The organism is Psychrobacillus soli (assembly GCF_006861775.1).
GTDB lineage: Bacteria > Bacillota > Bacilli > Bacillales_A > Planococcaceae > Psychrobacillus > Psychrobacillus soli.
This window is the reverse complement of record NZ_VDGG01000044.1, coordinates 1-15,637: the sequence shown is the minus strand read 5'-3', so window position 1 is coordinate 15,637 and position 15,637 is coordinate 1. Positions and strand designations below refer to the sequence as shown.

Genomic DNA, 15,637 nt, shown 5'->3' with positions numbered 1-15,637 from the left:
AGCGTAATAAAAAACAATATTTTTTGTTTGTTTTTTCTGACTTTTCAGTAAAAAAGTATATTTCTTTTCTGTTATACATTTGGTTGAATAGAATCATAGGGATTAAAGGGCTTTCATTGTTCCTAATTCTTAAACAGTTCCATAATTATTATTAATAAAAAGTCTGTCAATGAGCATTTTGTATATTTTTTTATTTTACTTAAGGATTTCTGGATAAATAAGAAATTTGAGTGTTGAACAAAAAAAGAGCCCCCTGGTATGATGCGTTCTAAACTGAACAGCAAGAAAACCTTAATCGATACCAAAGGTGGACTCAAAATGAAAAATCCCGCAAAATACACCATCGGCTTTAATTTTTGGTGTTGATATTGCCAAAAACAAATAGGTCGCACGTGCACAGGATGATGCTGAAAATCTGGTCTATATTCATACAAAGGTACGACAGTTGTTGGGTGTGAATTAAGTATCTATGAAATTTTGATATTAAGTGAGTATTCGAGAGATAACTTAACTTTATTGAAGGAGTGAAGAGAATTGGTGGTTTCAACAGTACAAAAGAATGTTTATGAAAGTTTAATGGAAAGTGCGAAGAAAATTGGCAAGCTGGCGGAGTCTGAAAGATTAATAGCAGATGAAAAGAATACCATTTCCGGAAATGTTATTGATCTAATCAAAAAGGAGGGAATCAATAAATTAATTATGCCAGAGGAATATGGTAGTGTACAAATTGATTTTACGACCTATACCGACATGATAAAAACAGTAGGTTTCTACAATTTATCAGCATCATGGCTTACCTATTTTTACTCGCTCCATAATTCCTGGGCAGCTTATTTACCAAAACATCGCAGAGATGAAATTTATCACGATGGCGGTCTATTAGCGGATATACTTGCCCCGCTTGGAAGGGCCAAAAGGGTTGATGGTGGATATATTCTAACGGGCACTTACAATTTTGTCAGCGGGATTAAACATAGTAAGTGGTGTGCTGTGGGTGCAGTTGTGGTTGATAAAGAAACGCCAGAGCAAATTGTTTTAGTGATAGATGCAGATAATGTAAATATAGTTGAAAATTGGAATTCACTTGGGTTAAGAGGGTCTGGAAGCCATACATTAGTAATTGAGGACTTGTTTATACCTAATGATCTATCTTTCCGAATTCAAGATATACAAAAGAAAAGTAAGCCATTAGAGGGCCCTTTTGATAGTAATTATTTATATTATAATGTACATTTCTTACCTGCCTTTTACGTTGGCTTTCCAGCTATGTCGATTGGTGGAGCCGAAAGGGCAATTGAAGAATTTAAAAAGAGAACAGAAAATAGAATTCGAATCTCAGGGGAGCCAGAAAAAGCCTCTCCAAGAAGCCAAAGAGTAATTGCTGAAATGATGATGAAACTTCAAGCAGCGAAAGGATTAATGAGAACCTATATTGAGATGTTGGAAGAAGATACTGGCCATAAATATGATCCAAGTGAGTATAAAGCCATTAGAGCATGTATTATTCAATATTGTATCGATATCGCCCAAAGGGCATTATTAACTTCAGGTGCTGCTGCGTTAATTAAAGGGCATCCTTTAGAGATGATTGTTAGGGATTTATTAGCGATTGGCACTCACGTGACTTCCCTTTATGAAGATGCGGTCGATGCATACGGAAAAATGTTATTTGGATATAATAGCGAAGTTCGAGGATAAAAAGGAGGAGTAACGATGGAGAATTATGTATACGCACCAGAAATTGCAAAGCTAGGTCATGTTGCTCTGGTTTCTGAGGATATAGAAAAGTCACTCTGGTTTTTTAAAGAGATTCTAGGTTTAGAAGAAACGGCAGTGGAAGATGGTATTCATTACTTACGATGCTGGGGGGATTTTGAACATCATAGTTTATCTATTCGCTCAGGCAAGACATCGTATATTGATCATATTGGCTGGAGAGCAAAACGGGTAGAAGATTTAGAACAATTTGCATTACTTTTAGAAGAGAAAGGAACAAAAGTTAAGTGGATTGAGAGTGGAGAAGAAAAAGGCCAAGGCAGAGCGATTCGTTTTCAGTTGCCAACAGGACATAAATTTGAAATCTACTATGAAATGGATAAACCTAAAGGCGATGAGAATAACAAACCGTTCCTAAAAAATCAAAGCCATAAAGCTTGGGCAAAAGGGATATCGACACGAAGAATTGACCATGTAAATATCGCTACTAACGCTGAAGTAGAGACCGTATCAAATTTTATTATTGATAATCTAGGCTTTAAATTGAGGGAGTATTTGGTCGATTCAGAAGACCAACAATTAGGGGCGTGGATGAGTGTAACTAATTTAGTCCATGACATTGCTGTAATGAAGGATCCAAACGCCCCAACTACTCATCAAATGCACCATTTAGGCTTTTGGTTAGATAATGCTCAAGATATACTGCGAGCTGCAGATATTTTATCAGAGCATCAAGTAGAATTTGTTGGACCTGGTAAACATGGCATTTCGCAAGCGATTTACCTTTATGTCATTGATCCTGGCAGCGGATTAAGAATTGAGCTGTTTTCAAATAGCTATTTGATTTTTGAACCTGATTGGGAACCAGTTAAATGGACTTTAGAAGATAAAAAAGCTCTTACTTATTGGGGAGAAAATTCCTCTCAAGCTAATAGAACAACAATAAGAGGGTAAATATTAGATATTGATAGTGGCTGATGCAGAAAATTCTGTTTCATAAGTTATTACAGATGAGGGGTGAATCATCGAATGGAAACCATTTATTTGAATGCGACAAACCTTGGATATTGGAAGAATAAATCCACATCAAATGTAATTGCATTAGGTTTTTTTGATGGTATCCATAAGGGCCACCAAAAAGTAATTCGTACAGCTGTAAAAAAAGCAAAGGAAAAAAGTTTACCAGTAACGGTTATGAGTTTTTTTCCTCATCCTAAAGTAGTTCTGTCTAATGGAAAAAAGAAGTTTGACTATATTATGCCGTTAACAGAAAAAGGGAAGGTATTAGAAAGTCTCGGCGTTGATATATTTTATATTGTGGAATTTGATAAAAGATTTGCTTCTCTTTCACCTGAAGAATACGTTGCCAACTATTTACTTGACTTTGGTGTCGTGCATGCAGTTGCAGGATATGATTTCACTTATGGGAAATTCGGTGCTGGCCATATCGATCGCATGGTAGAGGATGGGAAAGATATGTTGGAAGTTACAAAGGTGGGAAAAGTAGAGTTTCAGGGGGAAAAAATCAGTTCCACAAGTATTCGTGAAATGTTAGCAACAGGAAGTATTGAAAATTTCCCTCATATTCTTGGGAGATCTTATGAACTTGAATGTAAGTGGAATGGTAACTCTTTTGAACCGTTACCTTATTATACAATGCCAGAGTCTGGTTGTTATTCGGTAACTATCCACAAAAATAATAAACTGTTCCAAGTAAATGTAAACGTTTCTGATGATCGTAATACTATTTACTTTAAGGACTACAAAAACTCAGAGTTTAGCAATGGTGAAAAGGTAACGATTACGTGGCATAACCGCATTGAGAATGAAGTAGTATATTTCTACTCTTCGTGAAAAAGTGATGAGATTTAAAAAAAAGTGAGGAGAATGAAGTTGGATATAGAAAGAGCAGCTTCCTTACTCATGGAGGCAGAAACGAACAAGAAGCCAATTGAACCCTTTACCTCATCAGCAGAATCAATTTCTGTTGATGAGGCGTATCAAATACAACTTGAAGTTGTTCGTCAAAAGCGAGAAATGGGAGCGACTATTGTAGGGAAAAAGATTGGATTAACGAGTAAAGCTATGCAAGAAATGTTCAAAGTCGATAAACCGGATTATGGTCATTTATTGGATGAGATGATTTATGATGAAAAATCCATTATTTCTCTTGATTCATTTATTCAGCCAAAGATAGAGTTCGAGATTGCCTTTGTTCTAAAAAAGGATTTAAAAGGACCAGGTGTAACGGTGGAAGACGTTATCGAAGCAACAGACTACGTTGTTCCAGCAGCTGAGATAATAGACAGTAGAATTAAAGATTGGGAGATTAAATTTGAAGATACAGTTGCTGATAATGGTTCATCTGTAGGAGCTATTTTTGGGGGAAATCATTGTTTTTTAAATGATATTGATTTACCTGATGTAGAAATGAAGGTTTATAAAAATGGAGAGCTTATAGAAACAGCAACTGGTGCTGCCGTATTGGGGGACCCAATCAATGCTGTGGTCTGGCTTGCTAATGCACTTGGAGAATATAATATTGCACTACATAAAGGTGAGAAGATTTTAGCTGGCGCATTAGCTAAAGCGGTGGCGATTCAAGAAGGAGACGAATTTGAAGCTACATTTACCGACCTTGGTACGGTCACAGCTATTTTTAAAAAGTAAGGTGTAAGCGTTATCAATGCTAATACAAAAAAATTACAAGATATATTTAGAGGAGTGAAATTATGAGTACTATTGTGAGCAGTACAGAAAATGAAGTAATTCAAAAATTATTGGCTGATGCAACTGAAATTGGAAAGCTGGCAGAGAAAGAAAATGCCCAAGCAGAAGAAAATGCAAGTATTTCTGCTAATGTAGCACAAGCTATTAAAGATTCACCAATTTCAAAGATGAACTTACCTAAAGAATATGGTGGTCCTCAAGTTAGTTTAAGAGACTTCGGTGAAATTGTTCGTACAGTAGCATATTATAACGTTTCAGCTGCATGGCTGACTTTCCTATATCCACTTCACAATACACTTCCATCCTTTTTGGGAAAAGAAGCAAGAGATGAAATCGTAAATCAAGGTGGATTAATCAGTGATATCTTCGCTGCAGTTGGAACAGCTGAAGAAGATGGCGAAGGATACCGCATTAATGGAAAATGGGCATTCGCAAGTGGTGTTAACTACAGTGATTGGATAGGCGTAGGGGTTAAACTGCAATTACCAGGTATGGATGAACCAGAAGTATGCTTGCCTATTCTGAGGACTTCGGATCTTCAAATCGTAGAGAACTGGGATACATTCGGGCTTCGCGGTACAGGAAGTAACCAGATTATCGCAGACAATGTATATGTACCGAAAGAAAGAATCCTTCCAATATCACGTCTAGAATTTGGCGGTAGACCACCAGAGGAAGATTATGATAAAGACTATCCATTCTATCATGTTCCATACTTTTCAGCGTTCTATCTAGGATTCCCTTATATGGTGCTTGGCGGAACAAAACGTGTCATTGATGAGTTCAAAAGTGCTACTGAAAAGCGGAGACGTTTAATGGATGATGGTTTACTAGAAAGTGAGTCTCCACGAAGTCAACGAGTGATGGCAGAAATAACTACTGATTTTCATGCAGCTGAGGCGTTAATGGATCAATATATAAAAAAACTTGAAAATTCAAGAAATAGCAAAAATCCAACACCAGCAGCAGAGTTCTTTGCTATTCGAACAAAAATAATGAAAATTTGTACAGATATTGCTGTAAGAGTTTTACTCACTCTTGGGGGAGCTGCTTTATATAAAGGTGGACCAATTGAACAATTCTTCCGTGATATTTTATCTGTTGCTACACACAAAACATCTTTATATGAAGACTCTGTTCAAGCTTATGGACTAGAATTATTTGGGTTTGATAGTGGAGTTCGGGGTTAATTTTATCTTAGGTTATTTAACACTACAATGTAAGCTTTTTATAATGCTTGCAAATTATTGGAGGGAAATTAAATGACAATTTGGAATGAATTAGCGGATATAGAATTTAAACTTCACTATGTAGATGCGAATGGAATTAAAACTAGAGTACTAGAAGCTGGTGAGGGTGAACCACTCATCCTCCTACATGGTACTGGCGGTCACATTGAGGCTTATGCAAAAAACATGCAAGGATTGAGTAAAGATTTCCGTGTGATTGTTGTTGATATGCTAGGGCACGGCTATACAGATAAACCTGATAGGCCTTATGGCATCGATGATTACAGCGATCATTTACTAGACTTAATGAAAGCGATGAACTTGGAACAGGCATTTATATCCGGTGAATCATTAGGTGGATGGGTAGCGGCCTGGTTTGTAGCCCATCATCCTGGCTATGCAAAAGCATTAGTACTAAATACGCCTGGTAATGTTAACAGTGACCCAGAAGTTATGGAAAAACTCAAAAAATCTACAATTAATGCTGTAGTAAATGTAAACTATGAAAATGTAAAAACACGATTAGAATGGCTTATGTACGATAAGTCCGTCGTAACAGACGAATTGATTGAAAATAGACGTCAAATTTATTCACACCCATCTTACCAAAAAGCGGTTTATAATATTGTTCACCTTCAAGAAATTGAACCAAGAAAACAATATATTTGGGACCCAGCATGGTGTGGAAAGATTGATGTACCAACACTATTAGTTTGGACAGATCACGACCCTACTTCTACAGTAGAGCAAGCCGGTCCGATTAAAGACATGATTCCAGGAGCTGAACTTGAAGTAATCTATGACGCTGGACACTGGCCACAATGGGAACAAGTAGAGGCATTCAATAAAAAACTTACCGACTTTATGTTAAAGCATGCTGATGCATCAATAAGTCGTTAATGTAAATTAAATAATTATCTTAAAATATTCCTGCGTTTCAAATTAACAACGATCTTCTTAAAAGAACTAAAAAATAAATGAATTTTGGACGGTGATGATAATGATTTATCGCTTGGGATATGCCCAATTAAACGTTTCGGATTTAGAAAAGTCACTTCACTTCTATGAAAAGGTTATCGGTTATATTAAAACAAAACAAGAAGGAAACAAAGCTTATTTACGTGCAGCTGAGGAGTTTGATGAATATTCATTAATTCTGAATGAGGACAAAGATAATGTGGCATTAGATCATTTTGGACTTCGTGTATCAAGTGAAGTAGCTTTAGATGATATTAAAAAGAAAAATGAAGCACTCGGTGTAGAAGTAGAGGAAGTTCAGGATAAGGACCATGGCAGAGTACTTAAAGTCGCTACGCCAAGTGGTCACCCTGTAGCATTCTACCACCACTCACCACAATTAAATGTATATCACGGGGAAAATAAAGACGTCATTCTTCCAATGAGAAGAACACATTTACAAAACGGGATTCCCCCACTACGTATTGACCATATGAACTTACGTGTACCAAGCGTTAACACGGAATGGAATTACTGGAAGAACTTTGACTTCAGTATATCTGAATATGTAGAAAGTGCAGATGGCAATGATAAATATGCTGCATGGATCCGCAGAGAACCGTTCACACACGATATCGCTTTGGTGCACAAACAAGTAGCATCCCTACACCATATTGCTTATATTGTTGATGGTGTTGCAGGAGTTATTAAAACAGCAGACGTACTTGCAGATGCCGGATACCGCGATAATATTGAATATGGTCCTGGTCGCCACGGTGTAACAAATGCATTTTTCCTTTATATTAAAGATCCAGATGGGCATCGAATTGAAATTTATTCCGGTGACTACAAACGAGATCTTGATCAGGAACCTATTGGGTGGACACAGGAAGCGTATGAGAAAAACGGGCGTCTATGGTGGGGTGCTGAAGTTCCGGAATCATTTAAAGAAACTACAACAATTAATAAGAATTGGATGAAAGAAAAAATCTATTAATGATAAAGCCAAAACGCCTATCGTAATGTACAGAGCTTTCTCTGATGCAGCGTATACTCCGACAAACAATGGAATGAAAAAGTAAAACATTACGATAGGCACTGGTACTTTCTATCTTTATTTATGGCTTGAGGTTGAATGCAACTGAATTTAAAATTCTAAGGGGGCTTTTGAAATGGAAGATCGTTTATTCCGTAATGCAATGGGAAGTTTTTCCACTGGGGTTACTGTAATTGTAACGGAAACAAATGAGGGTACACATGGAATGACTGCAAATGCCTTCATGTCGCAGTCCCTAGAACCAAGACTTATTATTATCTCATTAAAAGAAGATGCTCATATGTTAAATAAAATTAATGAGAGTGGATTTTTCTCTGTTAACATCCTCTCTGAAGAACAACAAGATCTATCAATGATTTTTGCTGGGCAGGTAAAAAGTGCAAAAAAAGTTGAATTTGATTATTTAGATGGTAAGCCGGTAATTTCTGGGGCCATTGCACAAATTACTTGTACTGTTAAATCAGAATATGTGGAAGGAGACCATACTATTTTCATTGGTCATGTAACGGAAGTTCATTTAGAAGGCGGAGAACCACTTATTTTCTCCAAAGGAAAATATCGCAGATTGGAAAAGGCAGGAGTAACTGCTAACTCTGATTAAAAGAAACAAAAAGAAGGAGTGAGAAAATCCTTATGAAAACAATACTCTTAAATTCCAATAACCTGGCATACTGGAAACAACATACCAAATGTAATGGCATTGGGATTCTTTGATGAGCTTCATAACGGACATAAAAAATGATCAAGACTGCGGGTGATGTCGCAAAAGAAAAAAGTACTTCACTGTCGGTAATGAGCTTTTTCCCGCACCCAAAAACTATTTTATCAAAAGGCAATACAGAATTGTATTATTTAATGCCAATTTCAAAAAAGGCTTCTATTTTAGAATCCCTGGGTGTTGATAGCTTGTATGTAGTGAAGTTTGATAAGGATTTTCTATCCCTCTTTCCGGAACAATTTATATCTAGCTACTGCATGAATGTTATTCATGCAGTAGCTGGATTTGATTTTACTTATGGCCACCGAAGTGTAATCGACATTCCTAAAGTGAGAATGTCATTATATAGAAAAATGAATTAATAGATTCTGCGTACGGATCTCCTGTAATGGGCAATCCGATTGAAGCAGTTGCTTGGCAGCAAATGAGTTAGGTGTCTATTATATTTCACTGAACGCTGGAGAGATTATTCTAGCGGGGGCTTTGTCAAAAGCTATTCCAATGGAAGACGGAGATCAATTTAAAGCCGAATTTAAAAATCTAGGAACCGTTTCAGCAACGTTTAAAAAATAAGGAGGATGTTTATGTCAAAATCTAAAGTTGCTATACTCGGTTCAGGTAACATTGGAACCGATTTAATGTATAAAATTGAACGATCAGACGCATTAGAATTAACAATGGTTGCAGGAATTGACCCTAACTCTGAAGGGTTGCGTCTAGCGAAAGAACGTGGTTATCTTACTACAACCAAAAGTATCGATGGGCTTCTTGAACATCCGGACAAATTTGATATGGTATTTGACGCAACATCTGCAAAGATTCATCAATCTCATAGTGATAAGCTCACCGCAATTGGAAAACAAGTACTTGACCTAACACCAGCTGCAATTGGACCATTCGTTGTACCATCAGTGAATTTAGATCAATTACAAAGCGAACCAAATGTTAACTTAGTTACTTGTGGTGGTCAAGCTACCATTCCAATTATTCATGCAATTAATCGTATCTCCCCAGTTTCTTATGCGGAAATTGTTGCGACAATCTCAAGCAAAAGTGCAGGACCTGGTACACGAGCAAATATTGATGAATTTACACTGACAACAGCAAATGCAATTGAAAAAGTCGGTGGTGCAAAGAAAGGAAAAGCAATTATTATCCTAAACCCGGCTGAGCCACCAGTTATTATGCGCGACACGATTCATGCAACGATAGAAGAAGAAGGTAAAGAAGCTGAAATCCTTCAATCTATTAAAGATATGGTGAAGGAAGTACAAACATACGTACCTGGTTACCGGATGAATACAGAACCACAAATCTCAGGAAAAGAGATTACTGTCTTTGTTGAAGTCGAAGGTGCAGGAGACTTCTTCCCCACTTATTCTGGTAACTTAGATATCATGACAGCTGCGGCAACGAGAGTAGCGAATGAATTAGCATTACAACGAGCGAAAGAAGGAGTGAAGTAAAATGACGAACCGCAGTTTTGAAATTGTGGACGTAACACTCCGTGATGGTAGCCATTCCATGAGACATGCGTTTACTAAAGAACAAGTAAGAGAAACGGCAAGAGGTTTGGACAAGGCTGGCGTGAATTATTTCGAGGTATCACATGGAGATGGTTTAGGTGGCTCTTCTATGCAATACGGTCTCTCCAAAGTGAATGAGCTAGAATTAATTGAAACTGCTGCAGCTGAATGCGGTCAGGCAAAGGTATCTGTTCTGCTAATACCTGGGATTGGAACGAAATATGACCTAAATGACGCTGTAAAAGCAGGCGCAAAGATGGTACGTATAGCAACCCATGTGACAGAAGCAGATGTCGCTAAGCAGCATATTACGCTAGCGCGCGAACTTGGCTTAAAAACAATCGGATTTTTAATGATGGCCCATATGGCCTCCATTGAAAAACTCGTTGAACAAGCAAAACTCTTTGAAAGTTATGGGGCGGAAGTTGTTTATGTAACGGACTCGGCTGGTGCACTCTTACCGCATGAAGTTACAGAAAGAATTACTGCACTAAAGAATGAACTTTCGATTGAGATTGGATTCCACGGCCATAACAACTTATCGATGGCAATGGCGAATACACTTGCTGCAGTGCAAGCAGGTGCTACCTATATTGATGGAAGTTTACGTGCATTGGGTGCGGGAAGTGGTAACACTCAAACAGAAGTAATGGTTGCCGTGCTAGAAAAAATGGAATATAACACAGGAGTTGACCTTTACAAAATCCTTGACGTCGCAAATGACGTTGTAGCAAAATATATGCCACGACCTCAAGAGGTTACTGGTTCGAGCCTAATGATGGGATACTCTGGAGTATATTCCAGTTTCCTCCTGCATACAGAAAAAGCAGCGAAAAGGTTCAATATTGATGAAAGAGATATCTTGGTTGAATTAGGCAAAATGAAAGCAGTCGGTGGTCAGGAAGATCTTATTTACGAAGTGGCTGCAAATATCACTAAAAAGAAATTTGCTGTAGCTCCTAAGCCTTAGGTTTTGGGTACCGTCTATAACGATGATATGGTATTTCTCCAGAAGAGGTACATGACTTTATTTTTAATCAAGCTAATGTGCTTCTTCAGGATGGTAAAGCATTCATAGAAGAAGGATTAAACTATCAAAGGATTTGCCTTCCATCACCAAGAGGGATTATTAAAGAAGCATTTGGAAGAATTGCAATGGCGTTTGAAGATCATAGCTAACTCCACTTTCGTATTCTAAATTGGAAGACTTGGTTTGAAATAATGAAGCAGGGTAGTTAACTATTTGTCTTCATTTCTTGTAATTGATTGAAAATTATGTGGAAATTAATTGAAACATATAAAACGGATAAAACAAAGGCGGAGGAAATGCTAATGGAAAATCGTTTTAAAGGAAGAACTGCATTTGTTACTGGAGGAAGTCGTGGGATTGGAAAAGCGATTGTAGAACAATTTGCACAAGAAGGAGCCAATGTTGCAATCGTTGATTTGGACCAAGAGGCATTGACGAAAACAGAGGCGGAACTGAAAGAAAAAGGCTACCCAGTGTATGCAAAGCTTGCAAGTGTAACGAACCAAGAAGAGATTGCACTTGCGATGAAAGAGGTAAATGAAGCTTTTGGATCTATTGATATTTTGGTAAATAATGCTGGGGTTACTCGAGATAATATGCTGTTTAAAATGACCGATGAGGACTGGACTACAGTAATAGATGTGCATTTAAAAGGCGCATTCTACACTGCCCGTGCAGCACAAGAGTACATGACGAAAAAAAAATACGGAAGAATTATCAATATTTCTTCTACATCCGCATTGGGGAATAGAGGACAATCGAATTATTCCACTGCAAAAGCAGGATTACAAGGTTTTACAAAAACACTTGCGATTGAAATTGGTAAGTTTGGCATTACAGTAAATGCCGTTGCACCGGGTTTTATAGAAACGGATATGACAAAAGCGACAGCTGCAAGAATTGGGGTTTCATTTGACGATTTAATCGGTAATGCCGTTGCACAAATTCCAGTCGCAAGAAGTGGAAAACCAAAAGATATTTCGAACGCTATTTTATTTTTTGCAGATGAAAAATCCTCTTTTGTTAGTGGGCAAGTGCTTTATGTCGCAGGGGGACCTGTAAATTAAGTTTTATGAAAGAAGGTGCGAAAATGTTGAAGGGGATAATCGGTAAAAAGTCAAAAAAAGTGAAAAATACAGTTGAAGCGGGTGCAGTTAAAAACTTTGCTTTTTCGATAGGCGATCCATCCCCGCTGTATATAGATGAAGTGACGGGGAAAAAATCAAGGTACAAAAGGAGAATTGCACCTCCGACGTTTCCTTTTACGTTAGACTATGGGGTGATCCCTGAACTGCATCTTCCTACTAAGGGCTTGATTCACGGTGAACAATCTTTTCATTATTATCGGCCTCTTTTTGTAGGAGAAGAGATTTTTTGTCATTTTGAAATAAAAGACTATTATGAAAAGTTTGGTAATAATGGAAGTATGGGGTTCTTAGTCACCAAACGATATGGTGAAGATTTAAACCGAGATCTTATTTACACTGATGAGCAGATACTTATCCTAAATGAAGTTGTTAGGAAAGGGTTGATACTTTGAGCACAATTAGCAATCTTGAAAAAGGTGAAACTTTAGGTAGTATTCAATTAGATCCAGTCCATCGTTTGGATTTGATCAAATATGCTGGAGCATCTGGAGATTTTAATCCGATTCATACGATTGATGAAGAGGCAAAGAAAGCCGGATTACCTCAGATTATTGCACATGGCATGTGGACAATGGGAAATTTAGCAAAAATTTTTTCGCCTTACATGAACGAAGGATTTATTCAAGATTACTCCATTCGTTTTAGAGGAATGGTATTTGTTGGCGATGTAATAACTTTAAAAGCGACCTTAACTGAGCGTGAATCGGACAATATGATATTTGATGTCTCGGCAGTAAATCAGAATAAAGTAGAAGTATTGAAAGGACAAATTATTTTTAAAACAGATCATAAATTCATTATATAAAGGGGATGGGTTCAATTAATAGAGATGCGGTAATTGTTTCTGCGGTTCGAACAGCAATTGGAAGGCAAGGTGGTGCACTTTCATCGGTTCCTTCACATGTTTTTGGTGCGGAAGTGATTAAAGAGGCGGTTAAACGAGCGAATATTGATGCAGAAATTATTGATGATGTAATTATTGGAAATGTTTTGTCTGGCGGTGGTAACCTTGCGAGACTTACAGCACTTCAGACCGGTTTGGGTATTCAACTTCCGGGATTAACAATCGATCGTCAATGCGGTTCTGGTATCAATGCTATCAATTTAGCTGCGCAAGCTATATGGGCTGGAGATGGAGATGTTTATATAGCAGGTGGAGTAGAGAGTATGAGTCGAGCTCCGTATTTAATGGACAAACCTGAAAAAGGTTATTCATCAGCACTTCCAAAATTTAGACCATCTAAATTATCACCAAAAGAAATCGGTGATCCTCCTATGGGAATCACGGCAGAAAACTTAGCCAAGAAATATGATATCAGTCGAGAGGAGCAAGATGAATTCGCTTTTCAAAGCCAACAAAAAATGGCGAAAGCTATCGCAGAGGGTCGATTTGATGAACAAATCATACCGATTAAGGTCCCATTTCGAATGGACGAAGAAAATGAATTTAAAGTAGATGAGCATCCTCGCCCAGAAACCTCGATGGAAGGTTTGTCAAAACTGAGACCGGTATTTCTCGAAGGGGGATCTGTTACAGCAGGTAGCAGTTCCGGATTAAACGATGCAGCGTCAGTAGTTGTGATTATGTCCAGAGAAAAAGCAGACGAATTAGGGATTAAACCTTTGGCAAAAATTTGTGCACATGCCTTAGCGGGGGTTGATCCGAACATTATGGGAATTGGTCCTGTTCCCGCAACGAAAAAGGTGCTAGAAAAAGCCGGACTTTCATTGGAAGAAATGGATATTATCGAACTAAATGAGGCATTTGCGGCGCAAGTATTAGCCTGTAATAAAGAATTGCAAATGGATATGTCAAAAGTGAATGTCAATGGGGGAGCAATTGCGCATGGACATCCTTTAGGAGCTACAGGAGGTATTCTTGTAACGAAGGCAATTTATGAATTAAGAAGAACCGAGAAGAAATACGCACTCATCACCGCATGTATTGGTGGCGGGCAAGGAATAGCTACGATTATTGAACGTGAGTAAAAATTAGTTGAAAGAAAGCTATAGGCAGACAAGTATAGGCATTTTAATAAGGGAGAACCGAAGACATAAGACTGGAGAAGGAGCTGCCTTTCCTATGTCTTGGGGGCTTCTCTCAAGCGTTATGATTACAATAGTAGCAACACAGAAAGTTTATACTTTCTTCACATGGTCATTACCTCTTTCGGCAGTTTTTCATTTACTTTTTCCTACCTCTAAATTACTAATTGTTGTTCTATCATTAGCGCAATATCTTATTTTTTATGTTCATGTACGAAAACATGTGACAGACGAAGAGGAGTAATAAAAAAAATCCGTGAAGATTAGTATTTCTTCACGGATTGTTTTTATTTAAATGCAGTTGCGATTTCATTTAATACGGAATTTCGCTTTGTGTCATCCGCCATTTTCCACCATTTTTCGAAGATAACACCTAGTCCAGGTAGAAGATGTTCTTCTCCTCTTTGAACGGCATCTTCCACTACATCACGAATATCTGATGCTGAATTACCTTTTAAATTGGTTGAAATCGCTTCTCTAATTTGAAAATCCATTTTCATCACTCCTCGTAATTATCTTTTCCAAACTCTCGCAAGCTATACATGAATTTGGTACTATTAAATAAAAAAGGCGGTTACATATAAATGAAACGAATCGAATCTCCCCAAAATTCCCTTGTGAAGCATTGGAAAAAACTATTAAGTGTTCGAAAAGAACGAGATAAAACAGGTGAATTCATTATAGAAGGCTATCACTTAGTCGAAGAAGCGATCAAGCAAAAAGAAAATGTCTTAACGATTATGATAAGCGATACGAGCGAGATTCCAGCAAATTGGGATGTAGATAATTTAGAAATTGTAGAAATAAATGATGTTATAAAAAAAGAACTTGCTGAAACAGAGCATACACAAGGAATATTTGCGCATTGTAAACAACAAACGGTAAGTGAACAAGTGCAACAGAAATGGAATCGCCTGTTATTAATAGATGCCGTGCAAGATCCTGGGAATATTGGGACGATGATTCGCACGGCAGATGCGGCAGGAATCGATGCGGTTATTCTAGGAAAAGGTTCGGCCGATGCATATAATCCGAAAACATTACGTTCCGCACAAGGATCTCATTTCCATATCCCAATTGTAAAAGGGGATTTACATGAATGGGTCGACGCATTGAAAAATCGACAAGTAACCGTCTTCGGAACGGCGTTTGAAAATTCGACTCCATTTAACGAAGTGACAAAAAGTAAAAGTTTTGCATTAATCGTTGGAAATGAAGGTAGCGGCATTAACAAAGAGCTATTAGAGCAAACAGATCAGAATATTATTGTACCCCTTATAGGACAAGCGGAATCGTTAAATGTGGCAGTAGCAACAGGAATACTTTTGTATGGTTTAGCTTTATAATTTTCGAGAGAGGTCATATTGCGCAGTAGTGCGTTGAATAAAGTGTTCGCTGGGATTTTCGCTGCAGGGCGGACGCTTTCCGTGGGGTGAGCGATGAGCCTTCACCGCCGCTTAGGCGTCGTTGTGAAGTCTCA

At 37.8% G+C, this 15,637-nt stretch carries 19 protein-coding genes; 18 read left to right on the top strand and 1 reads right to left on the bottom strand.

What is annotated here, in order from left to right:
* Positions 1-537: 537 nt before the first annotated feature.
* The 17 genes from FG383_RS16640 (at position 538) to FG383_RS16560 (ending at position 14,401) form a co-directional block, all read left to right on the top strand.
* Positions 538-1,698 carry an acyl-CoA dehydrogenase family protein gene (locus FG383_RS16640; protein WP_142608535.1) on the top strand — a complete coding sequence of 387 codons (1,161 nt, stop codon included), beginning with the start codon at positions 538-540 and terminating at the stop codon, positions 1,696-1,698.
* Between the two features lie 15 nt (positions 1,699-1,713).
* Positions 1,714-2,670, top strand: coding sequence for a VOC family protein (locus FG383_RS16635; protein WP_142608521.1), 957 nt, complete (start codon positions 1,714-1,716; stop codon positions 2,668-2,670).
* Between the two features lie 75 nt (positions 2,671-2,745).
* Entirely contained in the window at positions 2,746-3,570 is an 825-nt protein-coding gene (locus FG383_RS16630; protein ID WP_142608520.1) for an FAD synthetase family protein, read from the top strand.
* 39 nt (positions 3,571-3,609) lie between these two features.
* Positions 3,610-4,386 (top strand): 2-keto-4-pentenoate hydratase, encoded by a 777-nt coding sequence (locus tag FG383_RS16625; RefSeq protein ID WP_142608519.1) that lies wholly within the window; start codon positions 3,610-3,612, stop codon positions 4,384-4,386.
* A 62-nt stretch (positions 4,387-4,448) separates the two neighbouring features.
* Entirely contained in the window at positions 4,449-5,636 is a 1,188-nt protein-coding gene (locus FG383_RS16620) for an acyl-CoA dehydrogenase family protein (RefSeq protein WP_142608518.1), read from the top strand.
* A gap of 72 nt (positions 5,637-5,708) precedes the next feature.
* Positions 5,709-6,575, top strand: a complete 867-nt coding sequence (locus tag FG383_RS16615) for an alpha/beta fold hydrolase (RefSeq protein ID WP_142608517.1) — start codon at positions 5,709-5,711, stop codon at positions 6,573-6,575.
* Between the two features lie 100 nt (positions 6,576-6,675).
* Complete coding sequence (gene hpaD / locus FG383_RS16610; protein WP_142608516.1) at positions 6,676-7,629, top strand: 3,4-dihydroxyphenylacetate 2,3-dioxygenase; 954 nt, start codon at positions 6,676-6,678, stop codon at positions 7,627-7,629.
* A 175-nt stretch (positions 7,630-7,804) separates the two neighbouring features.
* On the top strand, positions 7,805-8,290 hold the full coding sequence (locus FG383_RS16605; RefSeq protein WP_142608515.1) for a flavin reductase family protein: 486 nt from the start codon (positions 7,805-7,807) through the stop codon (positions 8,288-8,290).
* Between the two features lie 137 nt (positions 8,291-8,427).
* Positions 8,428-8,769 carry a nucleotidyl transferase family protein gene (locus tag FG383_RS16600; RefSeq protein ID WP_142608514.1) on the top strand — a complete coding sequence of 114 codons (342 nt, stop codon included), beginning with the start codon at positions 8,428-8,430 and terminating at the stop codon, positions 8,767-8,769.
* Between the two features lie 52 nt (positions 8,770-8,821).
* The gene (locus tag FG383_RS21020; protein WP_185907984.1) at positions 8,822-8,980 is read left to right on the top strand and encodes a hypothetical protein; all 159 of its coding nucleotides are present in this window, start codon (positions 8,822-8,824) and stop codon (positions 8,978-8,980) included.
* Between the two features lie 11 nt (positions 8,981-8,991).
* Positions 8,992-9,873, top strand: coding sequence for an acetaldehyde dehydrogenase (acetylating) (locus tag FG383_RS16595; protein ID WP_142608513.1), 882 nt, complete (start codon positions 8,992-8,994; stop codon positions 9,871-9,873).
* A 1-nt stretch (position 9,874) separates the two neighbouring features.
* Positions 9,875-10,903 (top strand): 4-hydroxy-2-oxovalerate aldolase, encoded by a 1,029-nt coding sequence (gene dmpG, locus FG383_RS16590; protein WP_142608512.1) that lies wholly within the window; start codon positions 9,875-9,877, stop codon positions 10,901-10,903.
* A 362-nt stretch (positions 10,904-11,265) separates the two neighbouring features.
* Positions 11,266-12,030, top strand: a complete 765-nt coding sequence (gene fabG, locus FG383_RS16580) for a 3-oxoacyl-ACP reductase FabG (protein ID WP_142608511.1) — start codon at positions 11,266-11,268, stop codon at positions 12,028-12,030.
* 23 nt (positions 12,031-12,053) lie between these two features.
* Positions 12,054-12,503 (top strand): MaoC family dehydratase N-terminal domain-containing protein, encoded by a 450-nt coding sequence (locus FG383_RS16575; protein WP_142608510.1) that lies wholly within the window; start codon positions 12,054-12,056, stop codon positions 12,501-12,503.
* Positions 12,500-12,916, top strand: a complete 417-nt coding sequence (locus FG383_RS16570) for a MaoC/PaaZ C-terminal domain-containing protein (RefSeq protein WP_142608509.1) — start codon at positions 12,500-12,502, stop codon at positions 12,914-12,916. Before FG383_RS16575 ends, FG383_RS16570 begins: the two co-directional genes overlap by 4 nt.
* A gap of 14 nt (positions 12,917-12,930) precedes the next feature.
* The gene (locus FG383_RS16565) at positions 12,931-14,100 is read left to right on the top strand and encodes a thiolase family protein (protein ID WP_142608534.1); all 1,170 of its coding nucleotides are present in this window, start codon (positions 12,931-12,933) and stop codon (positions 14,098-14,100) included.
* Between the two features lie 94 nt (positions 14,101-14,194).
* Positions 14,195-14,401 (top strand): hypothetical protein, encoded by a 207-nt coding sequence (locus FG383_RS16560; protein WP_142608508.1) that lies wholly within the window; start codon positions 14,195-14,197, stop codon positions 14,399-14,401.
* A gap of 43 nt (positions 14,402-14,444) precedes the next feature.
* On the opposite strand, the gene sspI is transcribed toward FG383_RS16560, so the two are convergent.
* Entirely contained in the window at positions 14,445-14,651 is a 207-nt protein-coding gene (sspI, locus tag FG383_RS16555; protein WP_142608507.1) for a small acid-soluble spore protein SspI, read from the bottom strand.
* 90 nt (positions 14,652-14,741) lie between these two features.
* Between sspI and FG383_RS16550 the strand changes: the two genes are divergently transcribed.
* Positions 14,742-15,503 carry a TrmH family RNA methyltransferase gene (locus tag FG383_RS16550; RefSeq protein ID WP_142608506.1) on the top strand — a complete coding sequence of 254 codons (762 nt, stop codon included), beginning with the start codon at positions 14,742-14,744 and terminating at the stop codon, positions 15,501-15,503.
* Positions 15,504-15,637 lie beyond the last annotated feature (134 nt).

Bases quoted from the DNA above. Each gene is read 5' to 3' on its own strand.
- FG383_RS16635 (WP_142608521.1), top strand. From the start codon at position 1,714: ATGGAGAATTATGTATACGCACCAGAAATTGCAAAGCTAGGTCATGTT.
- FG383_RS16630 (WP_142608520.1), top strand. From the start codon at position 2,746: ATGGAAACCATTTATTTGAATGCGACAAACCTTGGATATTGGAAGAAT.
- FG383_RS16620 (WP_142608518.1), top strand. From the start codon at position 4,449: ATGAGTACTATTGTGAGCAGTACAGAAAATGAAGTAATTCAAAAATTA.
- FG383_RS16615 (WP_142608517.1), top strand. From the start codon at position 5,709: ATGACAATTTGGAATGAATTAGCGGATATAGAATTTAAACTTCACTAT.
- hpaD (WP_142608516.1), top strand. From the start codon at position 6,676: ATGATTTATCGCTTGGGATATGCCCAATTAAACGTTTCGGATTTAGAA.
- FG383_RS16605 (WP_142608515.1), top strand. From the start codon at position 7,805: ATGGAAGATCGTTTATTCCGTAATGCAATGGGAAGTTTTTCCACTGGG.
- FG383_RS16600 (WP_142608514.1), top strand. From the start codon at position 8,428: ATGATCAAGACTGCGGGTGATGTCGCAAAAGAAAAAAGTACTTCACTG.
- FG383_RS16595 (WP_142608513.1), top strand. From the start codon at position 8,992: ATGTCAAAATCTAAAGTTGCTATACTCGGTTCAGGTAACATTGGAACC.
- dmpG (WP_142608512.1), top strand. From the start codon at position 9,875: ATGACGAACCGCAGTTTTGAAATTGTGGACGTAACACTCCGTGATGGT.
- fabG (WP_142608511.1), top strand. From the start codon at position 11,266: ATGGAAAATCGTTTTAAAGGAAGAACTGCATTTGTTACTGGAGGAAGT.
- FG383_RS16575 (WP_142608510.1), top strand. From the start codon at position 12,054: ATGTTGAAGGGGATAATCGGTAAAAAGTCAAAAAAAGTGAAAAATACA.
- FG383_RS16560 (WP_142608508.1), top strand. From the start codon at position 14,195: ATGTCTTGGGGGCTTCTCTCAAGCGTTATGATTACAATAGTAGCAACA.
- sspI (WP_142608507.1), bottom strand. From the start codon at position 14,651: ATGGATTTTCAAATTAGAGAAGCGATTTCAACCAATTTAAAAGGTAAT.
- FG383_RS16550 (WP_142608506.1), top strand. From the start codon at position 14,742: ATGAAACGAATCGAATCTCCCCAAAATTCCCTTGTGAAGCATTGGAAA.